We start from the raw sequence: 18,991 nt of genomic DNA, 5'->3' as shown, positions 1-18,991 counted from the left end.
CTGATTCCGAATGTGCCGCGCCTGGATGGTTTCCCCGGCCGATTCGCGCGAGCGTCAAGCATTGCAGCGAGCGAGTCGGCAATTGGATTTGACAACTTGTCCGACAAATATGCGATTGTTCCAATCGTTTAGCGCGCGCCTCTGTTACCGCTATCAGTTTGCCCTTGACTAGTCAGACAAATAGCGGAAAGACATGGTCGTTCCACGCAAAAAGGAACGGATAAGCAACGATCTGGGAGGGGCAGACGCAATGTTTGCAAAGAAATTTTCGACGGGAGTCAGCGGTTTTGCCCTCGTCGTGAGTGGTGCCGGGCTGACGGCGCCCGCTTATGCGCAAGACGCCGAGACCAACACCGCATCCGATGCAGAAAACGAAGCTCAAAATGTCGATGGCGCCATCATCGTCACGGCGCGTCGAAAGGCATTGAAAGATGCGATAAGCATCAAGAGAGACTCCGACACGATCGTCGACTCCGTCGTTGCCGACGAAGCGGGCCAGCTGCCCGACAATTCGATCACCGAAGTTCTTCAGCGCGTGCCGGGCGTCTCGATCTCGCGTTTCGCCGGGGCAAACGGCGGCAGTTCCGCCTTCCAGATCGAGGGCACGGGAATCACCGTGCGCGGCCTTCCCTTCAATTCGAGCATGCTCAACGGCCGGCAGGTGTTCAGCGCCAATGGTGCAAGCTCCATTAGCTGGAACGAAGTCACGCCCGAGTTGATGGCCGGGGTCGACGTTTACAAGGCGTCGCGTGCCGACATGATCGAGGGCGGCACATCCTCGATCAATCTTCGCACGGCTGTGCCGTTTGATTTCAGCGACACCCAGTTCAATGTCACCGTGGGCGGCAGCTATGGTAGCCAGGTCAAAAAGGCTTCACCCAGCGCTTCGGCCATGTTCTCCAAGCGTTTCGATACCGGCATCGGCGAGATCGGCGTCTTGTGGGATCTGGCCTTCAGCCGCCTGTATCAGCAGAGCAGCAATCTGCAGGTCGGCGCCATGTTCGGCCAATATGTGCCGACCTCTGTACGTGATGACGGGCTTGCCTTTGTTCCCGGTTCCTTCAACTGGAACTACAACGAGAGCAAGCGCGACCGCTACGGTGCCTATCAGGCCGTTCAGTGGAGACCGTCTTCGGACCTCACGCTGACCAGCACCATATTCTTCTCGCAATATATTGCGGACAGCTTCGGGAACAGCGGCACCGTGGGCCGGACCCCAAGCGCATCATCTGCCGTTATGCCCATGGTCGGCAGTCCCGTCGAATATGATGCCGATGGCGCTTTCCAGAAGGGAACTCTCGCGGTCGCATCCACGGGCAAGTCGGTGCCGTTCGAGAACACGACCTCCGGCATCGGCGACTGGTTCCCTTCCTATTATCAGACGGATTGTGGCGCCACCTATGGGACACCTGCGTCGTCGCTCCTGTGGGACTGGACGGTAGATTCGGGGATAGATCCGACGAATCCTCCCGCAGGATGGGATGGTCGCCTTCTCGTTCAATGCACCCCTCCCGCCGCACTGAACCCCAACAGCACCGCGTCTGCATCGCACAGCAAGAATTCCACGCTGGATATTTCGCAGAGCTTCGTCTGGACGCCCAGCGACCGGGTGGCCCTGCGCGGCGCCGTGCAATATGTCGATTCCCGCGCAACCGGGAAGCAGATGGCCATCGGCCTCAACCAGGACAGTACGGCGGTGCGCTCGATGGACGTCGACCTGACGGGGTCGCTACCGGCCGTTTCCGGCTTGTCTCCTGACGCCTTGCTCGATCCGTCGACGGCCTATCTTTCCCGGTTGGCCTATCACGAACCGGATAACAAGGGGACGATGCTGGCCGGCAACCTCGACCTTGAATACCGGGCCAGCGACGATGGGTTCCTGCGCAAGATCACGGTCGGCGCCCGTGCCGCCAAGCGCAAGCAACATGACAATTTCGCGGGAACCTGGTATGCGCCGCTGGGTGTGACGTGGCTGCCGAAACCGGCGGGGCCGGAATGGGCCGCGGCGGGGCCGGGGACCATTCAATTTCTGACCAACCCCCATGTCCGGCCGTCGGATTATGAGGTTTCCACCTTCCCCAACTTCTTCGGCGGCGATGTTGCAGTACCCGCGCAGCTGTTTGTCGCAAGTCAGTCTCTCTTGAAGAGTTACGACTGGTACCATGTGCTTCAGACCTATAACGGGCAAATCCCGGACGGGACGGCGGATGAATATTGGGCGGAATATATCGACCAGGGTTTGAACGAAACCCGGACCCGCATCAGCTCGATGGCCGCTTATGTCCAGGCCAGTTTCGCGCACGACCGTATCGGCATTATCCCGCCTTTCTCGGGCAATATCGGCGTTCGTGTGTTCAACGACGAGGTGCGGGCCACCGGTCTGCTGCGCACGCCTACCGCGGAAGATCTTGCTCTGAGTGTTGAAGACAGCAACGCCTATTTCAACGCGGAACAGGGTTTGCCGGGGGCGACATTCCCGACGCTCTATTCGCTTCAGGAAGCCTTCTCTACACAGACCCGCAAATATGAATACACGCGGTTTCTGCCTTCGTTCAACATCAAGTTCGACGTGACGGACGAGTTCATCGTTCGCGGCGCGGCGTCGATCTCGACTGCTCCGCCAAATTTCAATGACGTTCGTGCAGGCGGTACGATCAGCGCCAGGTCGCTCCCCAATCCGACCAATCCCCAGGCGCCCTCGATTCTTACGGGTGTTCGGGTCGACGGCGGTGGCGCAAATCTGAAGCCGACGATGATAACCAGCCAGGATATAACGTTCGAATATTATCCGTCGTCATCCAGCTTCATCTACATTGATCTGTTCGCCAAGCAGATCAAGGACCATCCGCAATTCTATTCGTTCATCGCCGACAATCTTCCCATTCCGGCGATCGCAGTGGATGACGACGGCGTGAATCCCCCGGTGGAGACGGAGACGACCCTCGATCTGCCGTGGCTCTATCTGCAGAACAGAACGGCGACGGAAAAGGCCTATATCAAGGGTTTCGAGATCGGCGGCCGCAAGTTCTTCGACAAGCTGCCGGGATGGCTCAGCGGGTTTGGCATTGAAGGTAACCTGACCTTCATCGACAGCAAAAACCCTGCCCAGCAAGCTAACAGCGTGCTTGGCAATGGCCCCGGTGGCGGCCTCAATCCGGACGGCACGATTCCGCAGACCTATCCGAACCTGCCCTACGCCGGATTGTCGAAATGGGCCTACAACATCCAGCTGCTGTACAGCCGCGACAAGGTGAATGTCCGCCTCGCGTACAACTGGCGTGACAAGGCGTTGCTGTCGACCAATGTCAATCCGCTGTCCTATGCGACGAGCGGCGGCAATCCCTACACGCTCAACACCAGCCCGACCAACTTCGACGCGGATCATTCCTATCCGGTATACTGGATGGTTCCGGCGTGGACCGCGGCGGCCGGCTACCTCGATCTGGGCGTGGACTACAAGGTGAGCGAGAAGATTTCCGTCTCGTTCAGGGCGAACAACATTCTCAACACGGTTTCGAAAACATATCAGGAGCCTGTGCCGGGCGTGTTCCAGCCGTACGACTATAACGTCAGCGATCGGCGCTTCGACCTCTCCGTGCGGGCGCGCTTCTGATGAACGGAATGGGCAGGGCGCTTCGTCCAGGAGCGTCCTCCTCATTTTTCGGACGTTCCGACGGTGCCATGGCTGACACCTGGGTGACGGGTGCGGCATCGGGTGGTTCACGGTGAAACATGGTTATGAATAGCGGTCATAGGCAGGATATCGTCATTGTGGGCGGCGGTGCGGCAGGGTGGATAGCAGCCGCGCTGCTGGCCAAGAGGATCGGTCGCCACCAAGCACGCATCACATTGGTCGAATCGGAAGAAATCGGCATCATCGGCGTCGGAGAGGCGACGGTCCCCTTGCTGGCGCAGTGCAATGCCTTGCTCGGCATCGACGAATTCGACTTCATCCGCAAAACGCAGGGCACGTTCAAGCTGGGCATCGAGTTTTGCGACTGGGGAACAGCCGGGAACCGGCATTTCCACGCATTCAGCGACTATGGCCACCCGGTCGAAGGGGTTCAGACCCACCATTATTGGCTAAGATTGCGGCAGTCCGGCGACGATACGCCGATCGACGATTATTCCTTTGCCTATGCCGTCGCGAAAAACAATAATTTCGCACCGAGCGATCCGAACGACGCGCGCTATCACCACGCCTATCATTTCGATGCAGCGCTATACGCCCGCTATCTGCGCGATGTCGCAACCGACCTGGGGGTGCAGCGCATCGAAGGCAAGATGACACACGTCGATCTGGACAGCGAATCCGGTGACATTGCAGCCATTCATCTTGCCGATGGCCAGACGGTTCCCGGCAACCTCTTCCTCGATTGTACCGGTTTCGCGTCCGAATTGCTGGGAAAGGCGCTGGATACGCCTTTCGTCGACTGGTCACACTGGCTCCTTTGCAACCGCGCCATCGCAGCGCCATCGGGACCCGCCGGCGCGCCCGCGCCTTTTACGCGGTCCACGGCGCACGCCGGTGGCTGGCGCTGGACCATCCCGCTGCAACATCGCACCGGCAACGGAATGGTCTATAATTCGGATTTCTGGAGCGACGACGCAGCACGCAGCGCTTTACTGGACAGTATCGACGGCGAACCGCTGGCCGAGCCGCGGGTATTCCGCTTTACTTCCGGGCATCGCAGGGAATTCTGGAGGCGCAATTGTGTCGGGATCGGCTTTTCGTCCAACTTTCTTGAACCTTTGGAATCAACCGGAATACAATTGATCGTCATGGGGGTTCTGAAGTTGCTCAAATGCTTCCCCCAAGGGACCATCGACCCCGTTCTGCGCGATGAATATAACAGACTTTCCACACGCGAGATCGAACGCATACGCGACTTCATCATTGCGCACTATTATCTTTCGCGCCGTCCCGAGCCATTGTGGTCGGCGTGCCGCAATATGGAGATACCCGACAGCCTTCGGCACAAACTCGATGTCTGGAAGGCAAGTGGGCAAATCGCGCTGGGAGATTCGGAATCCTATATGGAGCCGAGCTGGATCGCCATCCTGCTGGGAAACGGTGTCGTTCCACGGCGCTACGCCGTGTCGGCCGATCTATATCCGCTGGAACAGATCCGCGACGGCATGAAATTGCGCCGCGAAGAAATCATGCGCTCGGCGCAGGCGGTCACGTCCCATCGGGATTTCATCAATAGCCACTGCAAGGCCGCTCAAATGGCGCTTGCCTGATACAGCCCGTGGCGATGCCTGCCTTGTTGAGCCGTTCAGCAATATTGTCATCGCCCCCGGGACTCTTCGAACAATATGGAGATGTCGTGAGCCATTACCTGAAAAATCGCCACAGATTTCTTGACTGGAGGTTCCTGGCCTGCGTCGCCGCCCTGAGCTTTCCGTCCGTAGATGCCAATGCCAAAGTATCGGCGCCGCAGACCATCTGGGCGAAAGCCGGCGTCAGCCGGGAGCAATTCGGCGCCGAAGCGCTGGAATGCGGCTTGCAGGGACTGGCGCTGAAAATCGACAATAGCGAGGAAGTGAAGACATTGGCGCGGGCGTCCGAGCAACTTGATGCGCTCGACACGTCGGCCCGGGCTGCCCTGATTCAGGATAATGCGCCGAATGCTGCCGCACGCAACGCGGCCGAACAGCAGACCGTTATCGCGGCAACCCGGCCGGACGAGCAGTATGCGCGGATCAAGGAAAAGATGTTCAAGGTCGTGCGCAAGTGCATGCTCGATCACGGCTATACCAAGATCGTCCTGACCGAGGATCAGCGCAACGAATATAGCGAAATCAAGGGCGGCGCGGAGGCGCGGCGCAGCTTTATCTACGAACTGGCCAGCAATCCCCATCTGCTCGAGGCCCAACGGGAAGCGGCCCCCCGGTAACGTCGGTCCAATCCTGCAGAGTGGCGCCCTTTCCCCCTCCCCGGCGCTGACATGGACAGTTCGAGTGCCCGGAGAAGAGAATGAACCAACTGGTGAAGTGGTTGACGGTGCCGGCAGCAGCGATGCTCGGCATTGCCGCGATCATGCCCGCACAGGCCGGTGCGCGGGCGGGCGAGGAGCGTGCAGCGACGATTGCGCGCGAACGACGCAACTTCAATGCCGATTGGCTGTTCCACCTCGGCGATGCGCCCGGAGCCCAGCAGGCGGCATATGACGACGGCGCGTGGCAGCCGGTTGGACTGCCGCACAGCTTTGGCATCCCCTATTTTCAGGCATCGCAATTCTACACCGGCTATGGATGGTACAGGAAACGCCTGACCGTGCCCGAAGCATGGCGCGGCCGGCGGATCGCGCTCGAGTTCGAGGGTGCATTCCAGGATGCCGAAATCTTCGTCAACGGCTCCCCCGTCGGGCGCCATCGCGGCGGTTATACGGGTTTCTCCATTGACATTAGCGCGGCCGCCAAGGTGGGCGAGAATGTCATCGCGGTGCGCGTCAACAATCTCTGGGAGCCCGCGCTGGCCCCGCGCGCGGGTGAGCATGTGTTCCAGGGCGGACTCTATCGCGACGTCTGGCTGGTGACGACGGATCAGGTTCACGTCCCCTGGTACGGCACAAGGGCGACGACGCCCGAACTTTCGGAAAGGAGTGGCCGGGTCGCGTTGGAAACCGAGGTCCGCAACGTCAGCACCAAGGCCGTCAGCGTTTCCCTGCGCACGGAAATCCGCGATCCGGCCGGTAAGATCGTCGCCGTGATGGACGGCGGCGCCAGGCGGCTCGGGGCGGGTGGCCTGGCGACAATAAGTCAGCTGTCCAACCCGATCGTCAGCCCCTCGCTCTGGAGCCCGGAAACGCCGGTCCTCTACAGGGCGGTGACCACGGTGATGGCCAACGGGCGAGCCGTCGATCGTTACGAGACACCTTTCGGCTTCCGCTGGTTCGAATGGACCGCCGATCGGGGCTTCTTCCTCAACGGCAAGCATCGCTATTTCAAAGGCGCCAATGTCCATCAGGACCAGGCGGGCTGGGGCGATGCCGTGTCCAACCGCGCGATGGAACGCGACGTGCAAATGATGAAGGATGCGGGCTTCGACTTCATCCGCGGTTCGCACTACCCGCACGATCCGCACTTCGTCGAAGCGACCGACCGGATCGGCATGTTGTTCTGGTCCGAAACGCCCTTCTGGGGGATCGGCGGCTTTGGCCCCGACGGCAGCTGGATGTCGAGTGCCTATCCGGTCGATCCCGCGCACAGGGCCGGTTTCGAGGAGAGCGTCAAACAGCAGTTGACCGAGATGATCCGCATCGCGCGCAATCATCCTTCGGTCATCGTCTGGAGCATGAGCAACGAACCCTTCTTCTCGGCTGGCGAGGTCATGCCGGAGGTCCGCCGTTTTCTGAAGGAGCTGGTCGAGCTCAGCCACCGGCTCGACCCCACGCGCCCTGCCGCCATCGGCGGCGCGCAGCGGGGCGAGATCGACAAGCTCGGCGACATAGCAGGCTATAATGGCGACGGCGCGGCGCTTTTCCCCGATCCCGGCATTCCCAACGTGGTTTCGGAACATGGATCGCCGATGTTCGACCGCCCTGGCCCCTATAAAGCGCCGTGGGGCGACCTGGTGAACACGCCCGGCGCGGAGAAGGGTGTCGATTATTCGTGGCGGCTTCCGTGGCGCTCGGGCGAAGCCGTCTGGGCAGGATTCGATCATGGTTCGATCGTCGGACGGCGGTTCGGGTCGATGGGCATCGTCGACTATGCCCGCCTGCCAAAGCGCAGCTATTACTGGTTCCGCAACGCCTATCGCGGGGTGGCGCCGCCCGAATGGCCAAAGCCGGGCAAGCCGGCCGGACTGCGCCTGACATCGAGCAGCGCGGCGATCGAGCGGGCCGACGGGACCGACGACGTGCATCTGGTGGTGACCGTCGTCGATGCCGAGGGCCGCGCGCTGAGCAACAGTCCGCCCGTGACGCTTTCCATCGAATCCGGGCCGGGTGAACTCCCCACCGGCCGGACGATCCGCTTTGCGCCGGACAGCGACATCCCGATCCGCGATGGACAGGCAGCGATTGCGATGCGCAGCTGGCAATCGGGCAAAACCGTCCTGCGTGCCCGTTCGCCCGGCCTGAAAGACGCCGTTCTGGTCATAGAAACGACCAGCGGGCCGGCGTTCGTGCCCGGCGTGACCGCACTCGCGCCCGACCGGCCTTATACCGAGGCCAAGCGAACCGACGCCGAATTCCTATACTTCCCCGACGCCGTTTTCGGGAAGGACAACCCGACGGGCGCGAGTTCGAGCGCGCACGGTCACTCATCCCGACTGGTCAACGACGGTGACCCCGGCACCTGGTGGATCGCCAAGAGTGACGATGACGCGCCGTGGGTTTCGATCAGCCCGGAGAAGATATTGCAGTTCCGCAGGCTGGAAATCACCTTCCCGCAGCCCGGCAATTATCGCTTTGTCGCCGAAGTAGAAGGCCAGAACGGAAATTGGGCCGTTGTGGCCGATCAATCGGCAACGGCCGACACCGCGCAGACGCGAAACATCGACGTGAAACGCGTGGTCGGGTCGCGCCTGCGGGTCAGGATCGTGGCGCCGGCCGGCGCGCCAGCGGGCGTCGCCGAAATCCGCATCATCGGCGCGATGTGAACCAAATGACAGGAAGTGCGGCCCGCTGCACGGGTTCGAGATGGATGAAAGGCACCTTCAGATGCAATCTCTCACTGGAAAATTGACGGTCGCGGCGATGGCGGCGATCTTCTCGCTGACAACCGTTCAGGCGTCGGCGAAGGATGCGCGCACGATCGCCGCCGACATGAACGCGATCGCGGGCCCCATGAGCAAGGCGTGGCAGGATTGCGTGGGCTCGGGTCATGCCGGCCTGTTGCTGCGCAAGGAAAACCAGGACCAGATGCGGCTGGTGCATGACGAAACGGGATTCAAATATATCCGCTTCCACGGCATTTTCACCGACTATACCGACGCCTATCGGGAGATCGACGGGCGGCCCTATTATAATTTCGACCGGGTGAATCAGGTGTACCGCGAAGTGCTGAAGGCCGGTTTCAAGCCGATGATCGAAGTCAGCTTCATGCCGAAGGATCTGGCATCGACAGACCAGACCATCTTTTACTGGCAGGGCAATGTGTCGCCGCCCAAGGATTGGGCGAAATGGTCCGGTTTCATCACCGCCTTCGTCCAGAATCTGGAGGCCAATTTCGGCAGGGAAGAAGTCGAAAGCTGGCGCTTCGAAATCTGGAACGAGCCCAATCTCGACGGCTTCTGGGTCGATGCGGACCAGCAGGGCTATTTCCGGCTCTATGAGAGCACGGTGAAGGCCATCCGCGGCGTCAATCCGGCGTTGAAGGTCGGCGGCCCCGCCACCGCAGGGGCGGGATGGGTTCCCGAATTCATCGCCTATGCCGAAGCGAACGACCTGCCCGTCGATTTCATCGCCACCCATAGCTATGGCGTGGCCGGAGGCTTTCTCGACGAAAAGGGCCAGGGCGACAACAAGCTGGTGCCCGATCGCGACGCGGTGATCGGCGACATCCGGAAGGTGCGCGGCGAGATCGAGGCGTCGCCCAGGCCCGGCCTTCCGCTCTATATCACGGAATGGAGCACGAGCTACAATCCGCGCGACCCCATTCACGACGCCTATCTGAGCGCCCCTTTCATCCTCAACAAGCTGAAGGGCACCGAAAAGGACGCCCAGTCGATGAGCTATTGGGTCTATTCCGACCTGTTCGAGGAGCCGGGCCCGCCACCCACGCCCTTCCATGGCGGCTTCGGTCTCGTCAACCGGGAAGGTATCCGCAAATCCGCCTTTTTCGCATATAAATATCTGAACGCCCTTGGTTCGCAGGAACTGCGCAACAGCGACGCAGAATCCTGGTTGACGCGCGAGGGGGACAATTTCGTGGGGCTGATCTGGAACTATACGATCCCCGACCAGAATGAGAGCAACCGCCCCTATTTCACCAAGATCCACCCCGCCGCGCAACTGGCGCCGATCGAGTTGAACCTGTCCTCGCTCGAGCCAGGCAGCTATCGGCTGCGGGTCTATCGCACAGGCTACAAGGCCAATGATCCCTATACCCGCTATATGGAATGGGGCCGCCCCGAAAAGCTGACACCCGAACAGATCGCCGTCCTGCAGGACCTCACGAGGGACGCGCCGGAACTCGACCGGAACGTGAGGGTCGGCGCCGACGGAAGCTTGCGCCGCGACATCCCGCTTCGGACCAACGATGTGCTGCTGGTCAGGATCGAGAAGATCGCACGATAAGTCGCTCCGTTTCGGGTTCTGGCCGGGTGGCGATCCGCGCTCGCGCGTCCGATGCCGGCGTGCGCGTCGCCTTCCTGGCCTTGATCTCGCCGCCGGGGCGGGAATAGAAGGCGGGATGGAGCGAATTTCCACTTATCGATCGAATATTTGCACTTGCCGGCGCCGCTCCGCCGGATATAGTTAGCGCTAACATCGCTGCCCGAAAAAACGGGCCTTGGTTGGGGAGGATTTATGACGAGTGCGCGCACGAGCGTGAATATGGCGCTGATTTCGGCCATTGTCGCGGTGGCGACGATCGGCGGCCTGCTCTTCGGATATGACAGCGGCGCAGTGAACGGCACGCAGGAGGGGCTCAAGACCGCCTTCGCGCTCGACGACGCCGCGCTCGGCTTCACCGTCGGTTCGCTGCTTCTCGGCTGCGCGGCGGGCGCCTTTTTCGCGGGCCGGCTCGCCGACCTGATGGGGCGGCGCAAGGTGATGCTGATCGCCGCCGCGCTGTTCGTCGTCGGCGCGCTGATCCAGGGACTGACCACGGTGCATGCGCTGTTCGTCGTCGCGCGCTTCGCGGGGGGCATGGCGGTCGGCGCGGCGAGCGTGCTGTCGCCGCTCTACATCTCCGAAGTCGCGCCCGCGAACATCCGCGGGCGGCTGACCACAGTGCAGCAGGTGATGATCATCACCGGCCTGACCGCTGCCTTCGTGGTCAATTATATGCTGCAACAGGCGGCGGGCAGCTCGCTCGGCGACATCGCCGGCCGCCCCGCGTGGCGCTGGATGTATCTCGCGCAGGCGATCCCCGCGGTCGTCTTTCTGGTCGCGCTCTTCTTCATTCCCGAAAGCCCGCGCCACCTCGTCGGCACCGGCCGCGACGAACAGGCGCGCGGCGTCCTGACCCGCCTGTTCGGCTCCGCCGAGGCCGACCGCAAGATCGGCGAAATCCGTGCCAGCTTCTCGGAAGACCATCGCCCGCGCCTCGCCGACGTCACCGCGCCGGGCACCATCTTCCGTCCGATCGTATGGGCTGGCCTGCTGCTCGCGACCTTCCAGCAATTCGTCGGGATCAACGTCATCTTCTATTATGGCGAGACGCTGTGGAAGCTCGCGGGCGTCTCCGAAGCGGTAGCGCTCGAACGCAACATCATTTCGGGCGTCGTGTCGATCGCGGCCTGTTTCGTCACCATCCTGGTGATCGACAAGATCGGCCGCAAGCCGCTGCTGCTGATCGGGTCGGTCGGCATGGCGGTGACGCTCGGCGCGATGACCTGGGCCTTTTCGGGCGCGGCGCAGGACGCCGCGGGCAATCTCGCGCTCGCGCCGGGCGCCGGCTGGGTCGCGCTCGTTTCGGCGAACCTCTATGTCATCTTCTTCAACGTCAGCTGGGGGCCGGTGATGTGGGTGATGCTGGGCGAGATGTTCCCGAACCAGATCCGCGGCTCGGCGCTCGCGGTCGCGGGGCTCGCGCAATGGGGCGCCAACTTCCTGGTCGTGCAGAGCTTCCCGCTGATGGCGAGCGGGCTCGGCCTTTCGAACACCTATCTGCTCTATACGATCAGCGCGGTGATCAGCTTCTTCCTCGTCAAGAGCTTCATCAAGGAGACCAAGGGCAAGGAACTCGAAGAGATGGAAGGCTGGACCGCGCCGACAACGCGCGTCGGCTGACCGGCGCACGATGAGCGGGGGCAGCAAAATCCGCATCGTCGTGCTGGGGGGCGGCACGGCGGGATGGATGAGCGCGAGCGCCCTCGCGAAACTGCTCGGCCCCCGCGTCACGGTCACGCTGATCGAAAGCGAGGACATCGGAATCGTCGGGGTCGGCGAGGCGACGCTGCCGCATATTCGCGGCTTCGTCGAGCGGCTCGGCATCGACGAGGCCGACTTCATGCGCGCGACGCACGCGACCTACAAGCTCGGGATCGACTTTCGCGATTTCGGGCGGATCGGCGAAAGCTATATTCATCCTTTCGGCACCTTCGGCGAAAAGGTCGCGGGCGTCCCCTTTCACCATTATTGGCTCGAACTCGCGGCGCGCGGCATGGCGGGGCCGATCGGCGACTATTCGCTTGCGGTCGAGGCGGCGAAGGCGAACCGCTTCGCGCCGCCCGCCGAGGACGACAGCCTGCGCTCGACCTATGGCTATGCCTATCAGTTCGACGCGACGCTGTTCGGCCCCTATCTGCGCGATTTCGCGCTGCCGCTCGGCGTGACGCGGATCGAGGGGCTGGTGACCGAGGTGCGGCAGGACGCCGAAAGCGGCGATGTCACCGCTCTCAAGCTCGCCGACGGGCGTGAGATCGCGGGCGACATCTTCGTCGATTGCTCGGGCTTTCGCTCGCTGATGCTCGGGGCCACGCTCGGCGAGGATTGGGAGGATTGGTCGCACTGGCTGCCGTGCGACCGCGCCGCGGCGATGCCCACCGCGCATGTCGACCAGGAAATCGCGCCCTATACTACCGCGGTCGCGATGCCCGCCGGGTGGCGCTGGCGCATCCCGCTCCAGCACCGCATGGGCAATGGCTATGTCTTTGCGAGCGCCTTCCTCTCCGAAGACGAGGCGTGCGAGGCGATCCGCGCGGCGGCGTCAGGTGACCGGCTCGCCGAACCGCGCGTGCTGCGCTTTCGCCCCGGCCGGCGGAGGCGCTCGTGGAGCCGCAACGTCGTTGGTGTCGGGCTGGCGAGCGGCTTTCTCGAACCGCTCGAATCGACCTCGCTCTATCTTGCGCAGATCGCGATCACCTATCTGATCGAGCTGTTCCCGACGGGCGGGCGGATCGACGCGCGCGACCGCGACGAATTCAACCGCCTGATCGACATGGAATATGATCGCATCCGCGACTTCCTGATCCTCCATTATCACGCGACGACCCGCGACGACGCGCCCTTCTGGGATCATGTCCGCACGATGACGGTGCCCGATACGCTGGAGCGCAAGCTGGAGCTGTGGCGCGAGGCGGGGCGCGTCGAGCTTTACAGCGAAGGGCTGTTCTACGACGCAAGCTGGATCGCGGTCTATCTGGGCCAGGGCGTTGTGCCCGAACGCCACGATCCGCGCGCGGCGATCCCCGATCCGGGGCGGATGTGCGGCGCAATGGACGCGCTCAAGGCCGCGATTGCCGGCGAGGTCGCGGCGATGCCCGGCCACCGCGCCTATCTGACCGCGCGTGCCGAACGCCTGGCGGCCGCGCCATGAGCGCCGCGCGCGAACCGCTGCGCCGCGTCGCCGTCGTCGGCGCTGGCCAGGTCGGCGTGCTTGCGGCGATCGCAATCAAGCGCGCGAGCCCAGCGACCGACGTGCTGGTCGTCGGCACGCCGATCGACCCCGTCGCTTTCGCCGACCATATCGGCACCGCCCTGCCCTTCACCAACCGGCTGCACGACCGGCTGGGGGTGGGCGAAGAGGCGCTCGTCCGCCGCGCCGGGGCAAGCCACCGCCTCGCGATGCGCTACACCGGCTGGGCAGGGCCCGGAAGCATTGGACTCACCGCTTATGGCGGCGCGGTCGATCCCAAGCTCAACAGCGCCTTCGCGCGCGAATGGGGCGGCGGCGCGCACAAGGCGGCCGGCGGCGCGCCCGCGGGCTCGGTCGGTGCCGCGCTGGCCGAAGCCGGCCGCTTCATGCCGCCGGGCGGCGAAGCGCCCTCGCCGCTCGCCGAGGTCGATTACGCGCTGCGCTGGAACGCCCCCGCCTATCGCGACCTGTTGATCGGCATCGCGGCGCAACTCGGCGTGCGCCATCATCCGGGGCCGGTGAGCGCGGTGCAAACGACGCTCGACGGCGGCATCGCCGCGATCCAGCTCGCCGGTTCGGATGCGGTCGCGGCGGACCTGCTCGTCGACGCCTCGGGAACCGCCGCGCTGCTCTCGGCGGCGCAGCCCGACCGGCGCTGGATCGACTGGCGCGGCGCGCTCCCGGCGCGCAGCCTTGCCGTCGCACCGCCAGCAGCGCCGCGGCTCGACCTCGCCGATACGATCGCCTTTACCGACGCGGGCTGGTGCTGGGAGCAAGCCGGGCGCGACGGCGTGACGCGCTTCCTCGCCGTGCCCGACGATGTCTCCGACGCAGCGGTCGAGGCGGCGCTCGGCGCGCCGCCCGCCGACCGTTTCCCGATCGACGCGGGGCGGCAGGAACAGCCATGGACGGGCAATGTCGTCGCGATCGGCGACGCGGCGGCGCGTTTCGAGCCGCTTGCCGGGGTCGCGCTCGACCTCGCGCACCGGCAGATCGACCTGCTGCTCGACTTGTTCCCTGGCCGCGCGATCGACCCGCGCGAGCGCGCCGAATATAATCGCCGCTTCGCGCTGATGGCCGATGGCGCGCGCGACTGGATCGCCTCGCACTATGCCGCCCCCGCCGCGGCGCACCGGCTCGCCGCTCTCGAACGGTCGCCGGCGCTCGATCGGATGCTCGACCAGTTCGCGCGGCGCCAGCGGCTGCCGATCACCGAGGAAGCGACGGTATCGACGAGCGAATGGGCGGCGCTGCTCCACGCGCTCGGCGTGCCGGCGCAGCGCAGCGCCCTGTCGCTCGCCGAGGGCGAAGCATCCGGACGCCGCGCGGCGGCGGCGCTCGACCGCAAGGTCGCCGCCGCGCTCGACGCCGCCCCGCCCTATGGCGCGTGGATCGCGCATGTCCTGCGCGAGGGCTGAAGCCTAACGTTCGCTACCCCCGAAGATCCGCCGCAACATCGTCCGCATCGCGCCAAGACGCTGCGGCGAGGCGGGACCCAATATGCCCTGCGCGTGGGGCGGCAAATGCGCGGCGGGGTCGCCGTTCACCTCGAACACATAATGGTCGAGCAGATCGCGCCAGATCGCGCGGTCGGCGGGCGGCAGGTGGCGAAAAGCGAAGAGATTGTGAAGCAGCGCGTCATAAGGCGCCCCGAGCGCCGCATCATGATCGGTCCACCAATAGTTGACGAGGATGCTCACCGCTTCGAGCGATTCGACGCCGTGCCACCACATATAGGGAATATAGAGCGCGTCGCCGGGCTCAAGCGTCGCTTCGCTCGCGCTGCCCCACGCAATCGCGAACTTCGGATAGCGCTCCAGGTCGGGGTCGGCCGGATCGACCATGCTGATCGGCGTCCCCGCCGGGGTAAGCTCGAACGGACCGGGATAGAGGTTCGCGAGCTGGTCGGGCGGAAACAGCGTGAAGCGCCGGCGCCCGGCGACGCAGCAGGCGACATTCTCCATCAGATCATAGTGCGGCGCGACGCGGATGCGGTTGCCGATCCAGATGCGCGGTGCGACGTGCGGCAACAGGTCGAGCCGGTTCGCGCGCGCAAAGGGCGGCAGCAGTTCGGCGATCGCCTCCGACTGCACCGCCATCGCGGGCGGTGCCTCGGCTCCGGCGATGCGCAGCAGTTCGCGCAGGAAATCCTCGAGCCGCCCGTTCAGGCGCCGGAAATTGAGGCCGGTCAGGTCGTCGTTGTAAAAGAAGCGCCCGTGCGCCTCGGCGGGCGCCATAATCCCCGAGACGGGGCGCGTCGGCGCGCAATCGACCAGATAGTCGACGATCCCGGCGTCGCCGCGCCGCGCGGCGGCGACCGCGGGCCAGCCAGCGACGAGCCCGCGCAGCACCGCCGGGCGCCGTTCGGCGCGCAGTTCCGCAAAGGATGCAGCATCGGCGGCATCGACTTCGGCGATGCTCGGGAGTGGGCCCAGCGCGCTCACATCACCGCCTCGGCCGCGATCGCGCTGCCATGATCGCGCAGGAACTGCTCCTGCGTCGGCATCGCCTCGGCCGTTTCGGCGACGATCCGGCGGATATGCGTCAGGCGGCGCAGCGTCTCCGCGTCGGGCAGCAGGTCGGCGGCGGGGTGATAGCCGCCCGCTTCGATCCCCTGCCCGACGAGCACCGCGAGCCAGCTCGTTTCGGTGAACAGCTCGTTATGCTCGCGAAACACGCGCCCCGACGATCGGAACATCGCGATCTTTTCGGCGAGCCCTTCGGGCGGTTCGAGCGTGCGGCAATAGGTCCAGAAGTCCGTGTCGTCGCGCGTCGTCGCCTTGTAGTGGAGGACGAGGAAATCGCGGATGTCGACATATTCGCGCACCGTCTCGCGATTATAGCGCTCGCGCTCGGCATCGCCGAAGGCGCGCGTCGGGAACAAGGTCATCAGCCGCGCAATCCCCGACTGGACGAGGTGGATCGCGGTCGATTCGAGCGGTTCGAGGAAGCCGCCCGACAGCCCCAGCGCGACGACATTCTTTTCCCACGCGCGCGCGCGGTGCCCGCCGGTGAAGCGCAGCATATTGGGCTCGGCGAGTGGTTCTCCGTCGAGATTGGCGAGCAGCAGCGCCACCGCCTCGTCGTCGCTCATATGGCGCGACGAATAGACATGGCCGTTGCCGATGCGGTGCTGGAGCGGAATGCGCCATTGCCAGCCGGCTGGGCGCGCGGTCGAGCGGGTGATCGGCTGGCGGTCGCCGCCGAGCGTGCAGGGAATGGCGACCGCGCGGTCGCACGGCAGCCAGTCGGTCCAGTCGACGAAATCGACCCCGAGGGTCTGCCCGAGCAGCAGCGAACGGAAGCCCGAACAGTCGATGAAGAAATCGCCCTCGACCCGCGCCCCGCCATCGAGCGTGACGCCGGTGACGAAACCGCTTGCCCCATCCTGCTCGACCGAGACGATGCGTCCCTCGGTGCGCGTCACCCCCTGCCGCTCGGCGCGGGCGCGCAGGTAGCGCGCGTAGCGGCCGGCATCGAACTGAAAGGCATAGCCGAGCTTCGACAGCGGCGATTTGGGCTGGTCGGGACGCGGACGCAGGAAGCGGTTCGTCGCCGCAGCGACCGCCGCGATCGCATAATCGTCAAGGCGGCTCGTATCGCCGAGCCGCTGCCCCTTCAGCCAGTGATGGTGAAATTCGATCCCCATCATGTCGAGCCCGTAAAAGCCGAAGGGATGGACATAACGATGGCCGATGCGCGTCCAGTCGACGAACTCGATCCCCAGCTTGTAGGTCGCGTGGGTTTCGCGGACGAACTCGTCCTCGTCGATGCCGAGCATCGCGTTGAACAGGCAGATTTGCGGGATCGTCGCCTCGCCGACGCCGACCGTGCCGATCGCCTCGCTCTCGATCAGCTCGATCTCGAGCCCCGGCAGCGCGCCCATGATGCGCGAGATGGCGGCGGCCGCCATCCAGCCCGCGGTGCCGCCGCCGACGATGACGATGCGGCGCACGGGATCGGCGATCACGCCGCCGCCTCCGCCGCCTCGGCGGCCCAGGCGCCCGCGACTTTCAGAAACTCGTCCTGCGCCGGCAGCCGTTCGGCGGCGCGGGCGTAGGCGGCGCGCATCTCGGCCATCGCGGCGGCGACCTTCGCCTCGTCCAGCGTGTCGGCGACGGGGTCGTAGCGTTCGGGCCGGATATTCTGGCCGAGCAGCACCGCGACCCAGCTCGTCACGCCGAACAGCTCGGCATTTTCACGAAAGATGCGGCCGTGGAGGCGCCACAACTCGATCTTGCGCGCCAGGCTGTCGGGAATGTCCATGTCGCGGACGTGGCGCCAGAAGGGCGTGTCATCGCGCTGCGTCGCCTTGTAATGGAGGATGATGAAGTCGCGGACATCCTCGTAAAGATCGCGCATCCCGCGATTATATTCGTCGCGCTCGACCGGGCTGACCGGCTTGTCTGGAAAGAGTGCGAGAAGGCGCTGGATACCGTTTTGAATCAGATGGATGCTCGTCGATTCGAGCGGTTCCAAGAAGCCCGACGAGAGGCCGAGCGCGATAACATTGTGGCTCCAGCTGAGCTTGCGGCGACCGGTGCGAAAGGGGATGGTGCGCGGATCGGCGAGCGGTTCGCCTTCGAGATTGGCGAGCAGGATGCGACGCGCCTCATCCTCGTCCATGAAAGCGCTCGAAAAGACATGGCCGTTGCCGGTGCGGTGCTGGAGCGGGATGCGCCACTGCCAGCCCGCGCCGTGCGCGGTCGAACGGGTGAAGGGATCGGGCGGCCCGACATTGGCGGTCGGCACCGCGATCGCGCGGTCGGCGGGCAGCCAGCGCGACCAGTCCTCATAGCCCGCGCCAAGCTGTTCCTCGATCAGCAGGCCGCGAAAGCCCGAACAGTCGATAAACAGGTCGCCCGCGATACGCTCGCCGCTTTCGAGCCGGACCGCCGCGACGTCGCCGCTCTCGCCGTCGCGTTCGACCCCGGTGATCCGCCCTTCGCGCCGGATCGTCCCCTGCCGCTCGGCAAGGCCGCGCAGGAAGCGCGCATAGAGGCTCGCGTCGAAGTGAAAGGCATAGAAAAGCTCAGAGAGCGGCGGCTTCGCCTCGCGCCCCGGGCGCCCGAAGCGCCCGCGCGCGGCGGCGGCCGCGCTCATCGAATAATCGGCGATGTCCCCGGCTTCTCCGCGCACGCGCTCGCGCAGCCAGAGCTGATGAAAGGCGATGCCGTGCAGGTCGTGGCCGAAGCTGCCGAAGGGATGGATATAGCGGTCGCCGGCGCGTCCCCAGTTCACAAATTCGATGCCGAGCTTGAAGGTGCCGCGCGTCGCGCGGAGGAAATCATTCTCGTTGATATCGAGCATGCGGTTGAAGTTCAGGATCGGCGGAATCGTTGCCTCGCCCACCCCGACCGTGCCGATCGCGTCCGATTCGACAAGGGTGATCCGCCGGCGCCCGTTGGCGAGGAATCGCGAAAGCGCAGCCGCGGCCATCCATCCCGCGGTGCCGCCGCCGACGATCACGACGTCGGCAATTTCGGTAACGCTATCCTTCATTATCGCTTCAGCCCCT

At 64.3% G+C, this 18,991-nt stretch carries 11 protein-coding genes; 8 read left to right on the top strand and 3 right to left on the bottom strand.

Features of this window, described 5'->3' with window-relative positions; translation table 11 throughout:
• Positions 1-193 precede the first annotated feature (193 nt).
• The 8 genes from CHB69_RS13215 (at position 194) to CHB69_RS13180 (ending at position 14,891) form a co-directional block, all read left to right on the top strand.
• Positions 194-3,613, top strand: coding sequence for a TonB-dependent receptor (locus CHB69_RS13215; RefSeq protein WP_212541930.1), 3,420 nt, complete (start codon positions 194-196; stop codon positions 3,611-3,613).
• A 119-nt stretch (positions 3,614-3,732) separates the two neighbouring features.
• On the top strand, positions 3,733-5,244 hold the full coding sequence (locus CHB69_RS13210) for a tryptophan halogenase family protein (RefSeq protein ID WP_212541929.1): 1,512 nt from the start codon (positions 3,733-3,735) through the stop codon (positions 5,242-5,244).
• Positions 5,245-5,330: 86 nt separating this feature from the next.
• Positions 5,331-5,900 carry a hypothetical protein gene (locus CHB69_RS13205; protein WP_089216462.1) on the top strand — a complete coding sequence of 190 codons (570 nt, stop codon included), beginning with the start codon at positions 5,331-5,333 and terminating at the stop codon, positions 5,898-5,900.
• 80 nt (positions 5,901-5,980) lie between these two features.
• A complete protein-coding gene (locus CHB69_RS13200; RefSeq protein WP_245836784.1) occupies positions 5,981-8,608 on the top strand; it encodes a glycoside hydrolase family 2 protein in 2,628 nt (875 codons plus the stop codon).
• A 61-nt stretch (positions 8,609-8,669) separates the two neighbouring features.
• Positions 8,670-10,247, top strand: a complete 1,578-nt coding sequence (locus CHB69_RS13195) for a GH39 family glycosyl hydrolase (protein WP_245836782.1) — start codon at positions 8,670-8,672, stop codon at positions 10,245-10,247.
• A gap of 231 nt (positions 10,248-10,478) precedes the next feature.
• A complete protein-coding gene (locus CHB69_RS13190; protein ID WP_089216461.1) occupies positions 10,479-11,906 on the top strand; it encodes a sugar porter family MFS transporter in 1,428 nt (475 codons plus the stop codon).
• A gap of 10 nt (positions 11,907-11,916) precedes the next feature.
• Positions 11,917-13,434: a tryptophan halogenase family protein gene (locus CHB69_RS13185; protein ID WP_089216460.1), complete on the top strand. Its 1,518-nt coding sequence runs from the start codon at positions 11,917-11,919 to the stop codon at positions 13,432-13,434.
• Positions 13,431-14,891: a tryptophan 7-halogenase gene (locus tag CHB69_RS13180; protein ID WP_089216459.1), complete on the top strand. Its 1,461-nt coding sequence runs from the start codon at positions 13,431-13,433 to the stop codon at positions 14,889-14,891. The genes CHB69_RS13185 and CHB69_RS13180 overlap by 4 nt, the downstream gene beginning before the upstream one ends.
• 3 nt (positions 14,892-14,894) lie before the next feature.
• Here the strand turns inward: CHB69_RS13180 and CHB69_RS13175 are convergent, their stop codons facing one another.
• From CHB69_RS13175 to CHB69_RS13165, 3 genes are read right to left on the bottom strand one after another with little or no spacing between them, the layout of a single operon-like run.
• Positions 14,895-15,917, bottom strand: a complete 1,023-nt coding sequence (locus tag CHB69_RS13175; protein ID WP_245836779.1) for a cupin-like domain-containing protein — start codon at positions 15,915-15,917, stop codon at positions 14,895-14,897.
• Complete coding sequence (locus tag CHB69_RS13170) at positions 15,914-17,443, bottom strand: tryptophan halogenase family protein (RefSeq protein WP_089216458.1); 1,530 nt, start codon at positions 17,441-17,443, stop codon at positions 15,914-15,916. The genes CHB69_RS13175 and CHB69_RS13170 overlap by 4 nt, the downstream gene beginning before the upstream one ends.
• Complete coding sequence (locus CHB69_RS13165; RefSeq protein ID WP_089216457.1) at positions 17,440-18,975, bottom strand: tryptophan halogenase family protein; 1,536 nt, start codon at positions 18,973-18,975, stop codon at positions 17,440-17,442. Before CHB69_RS13165 ends, CHB69_RS13170 begins: the two co-directional genes overlap by 4 nt.
• Positions 18,976-18,991: the final 16 nt, after the last annotated feature.

Origin of the sequence: Sphingopyxis indica (assembly GCF_900188185.1) — a bacterium.
Classification (GTDB): Bacteria; Pseudomonadota; Alphaproteobacteria; order Sphingomonadales; family Sphingomonadaceae; genus Sphingopyxis; species Sphingopyxis indica.
The sequence above is the reverse complement of the archived record's forward strand: the minus strand, read 5'-3'. Positions and strand labels throughout refer to the sequence as shown.

Bases quoted from the DNA above. Each gene is read 5' to 3' on its own strand.
- CHB69_RS13200 (WP_245836784.1), top strand. From the start codon at position 5,981: ATGAACCAACTGGTGAAGTGGTTGACGGTGCCGGCAGCAGCGATGCTC.
- CHB69_RS13165 (WP_089216457.1), bottom strand. From the start codon at position 18,975: ATGAAGGATAGCGTTACCGAAATTGCCGACGTCGTGATCGTCGGCGGC.
- CHB69_RS13195 (WP_245836782.1), top strand. From the start codon at position 8,670: ATGCAATCTCTCACTGGAAAATTGACGGTCGCGGCGATGGCGGCGATC.
- CHB69_RS13180 (WP_089216459.1), top strand. From the start codon at position 13,431: ATGAGCGCCGCGCGCGAACCGCTGCGCCGCGTCGCCGTCGTCGGCGCT.
- CHB69_RS13190 (WP_089216461.1), top strand. From the start codon at position 10,479: ATGACGAGTGCGCGCACGAGCGTGAATATGGCGCTGATTTCGGCCATT.
- CHB69_RS13185 (WP_089216460.1), top strand. From the start codon at position 11,917: ATGAGCGGGGGCAGCAAAATCCGCATCGTCGTGCTGGGGGGCGGCACG.
- CHB69_RS13210 (WP_212541929.1), top strand. From the start codon at position 3,733: ATGGTTATGAATAGCGGTCATAGGCAGGATATCGTCATTGTGGGCGGC.
- CHB69_RS13215 (WP_212541930.1), top strand. From the start codon at position 194: ATGGTCGTTCCACGCAAAAAGGAACGGATAAGCAACGATCTGGGAGGG.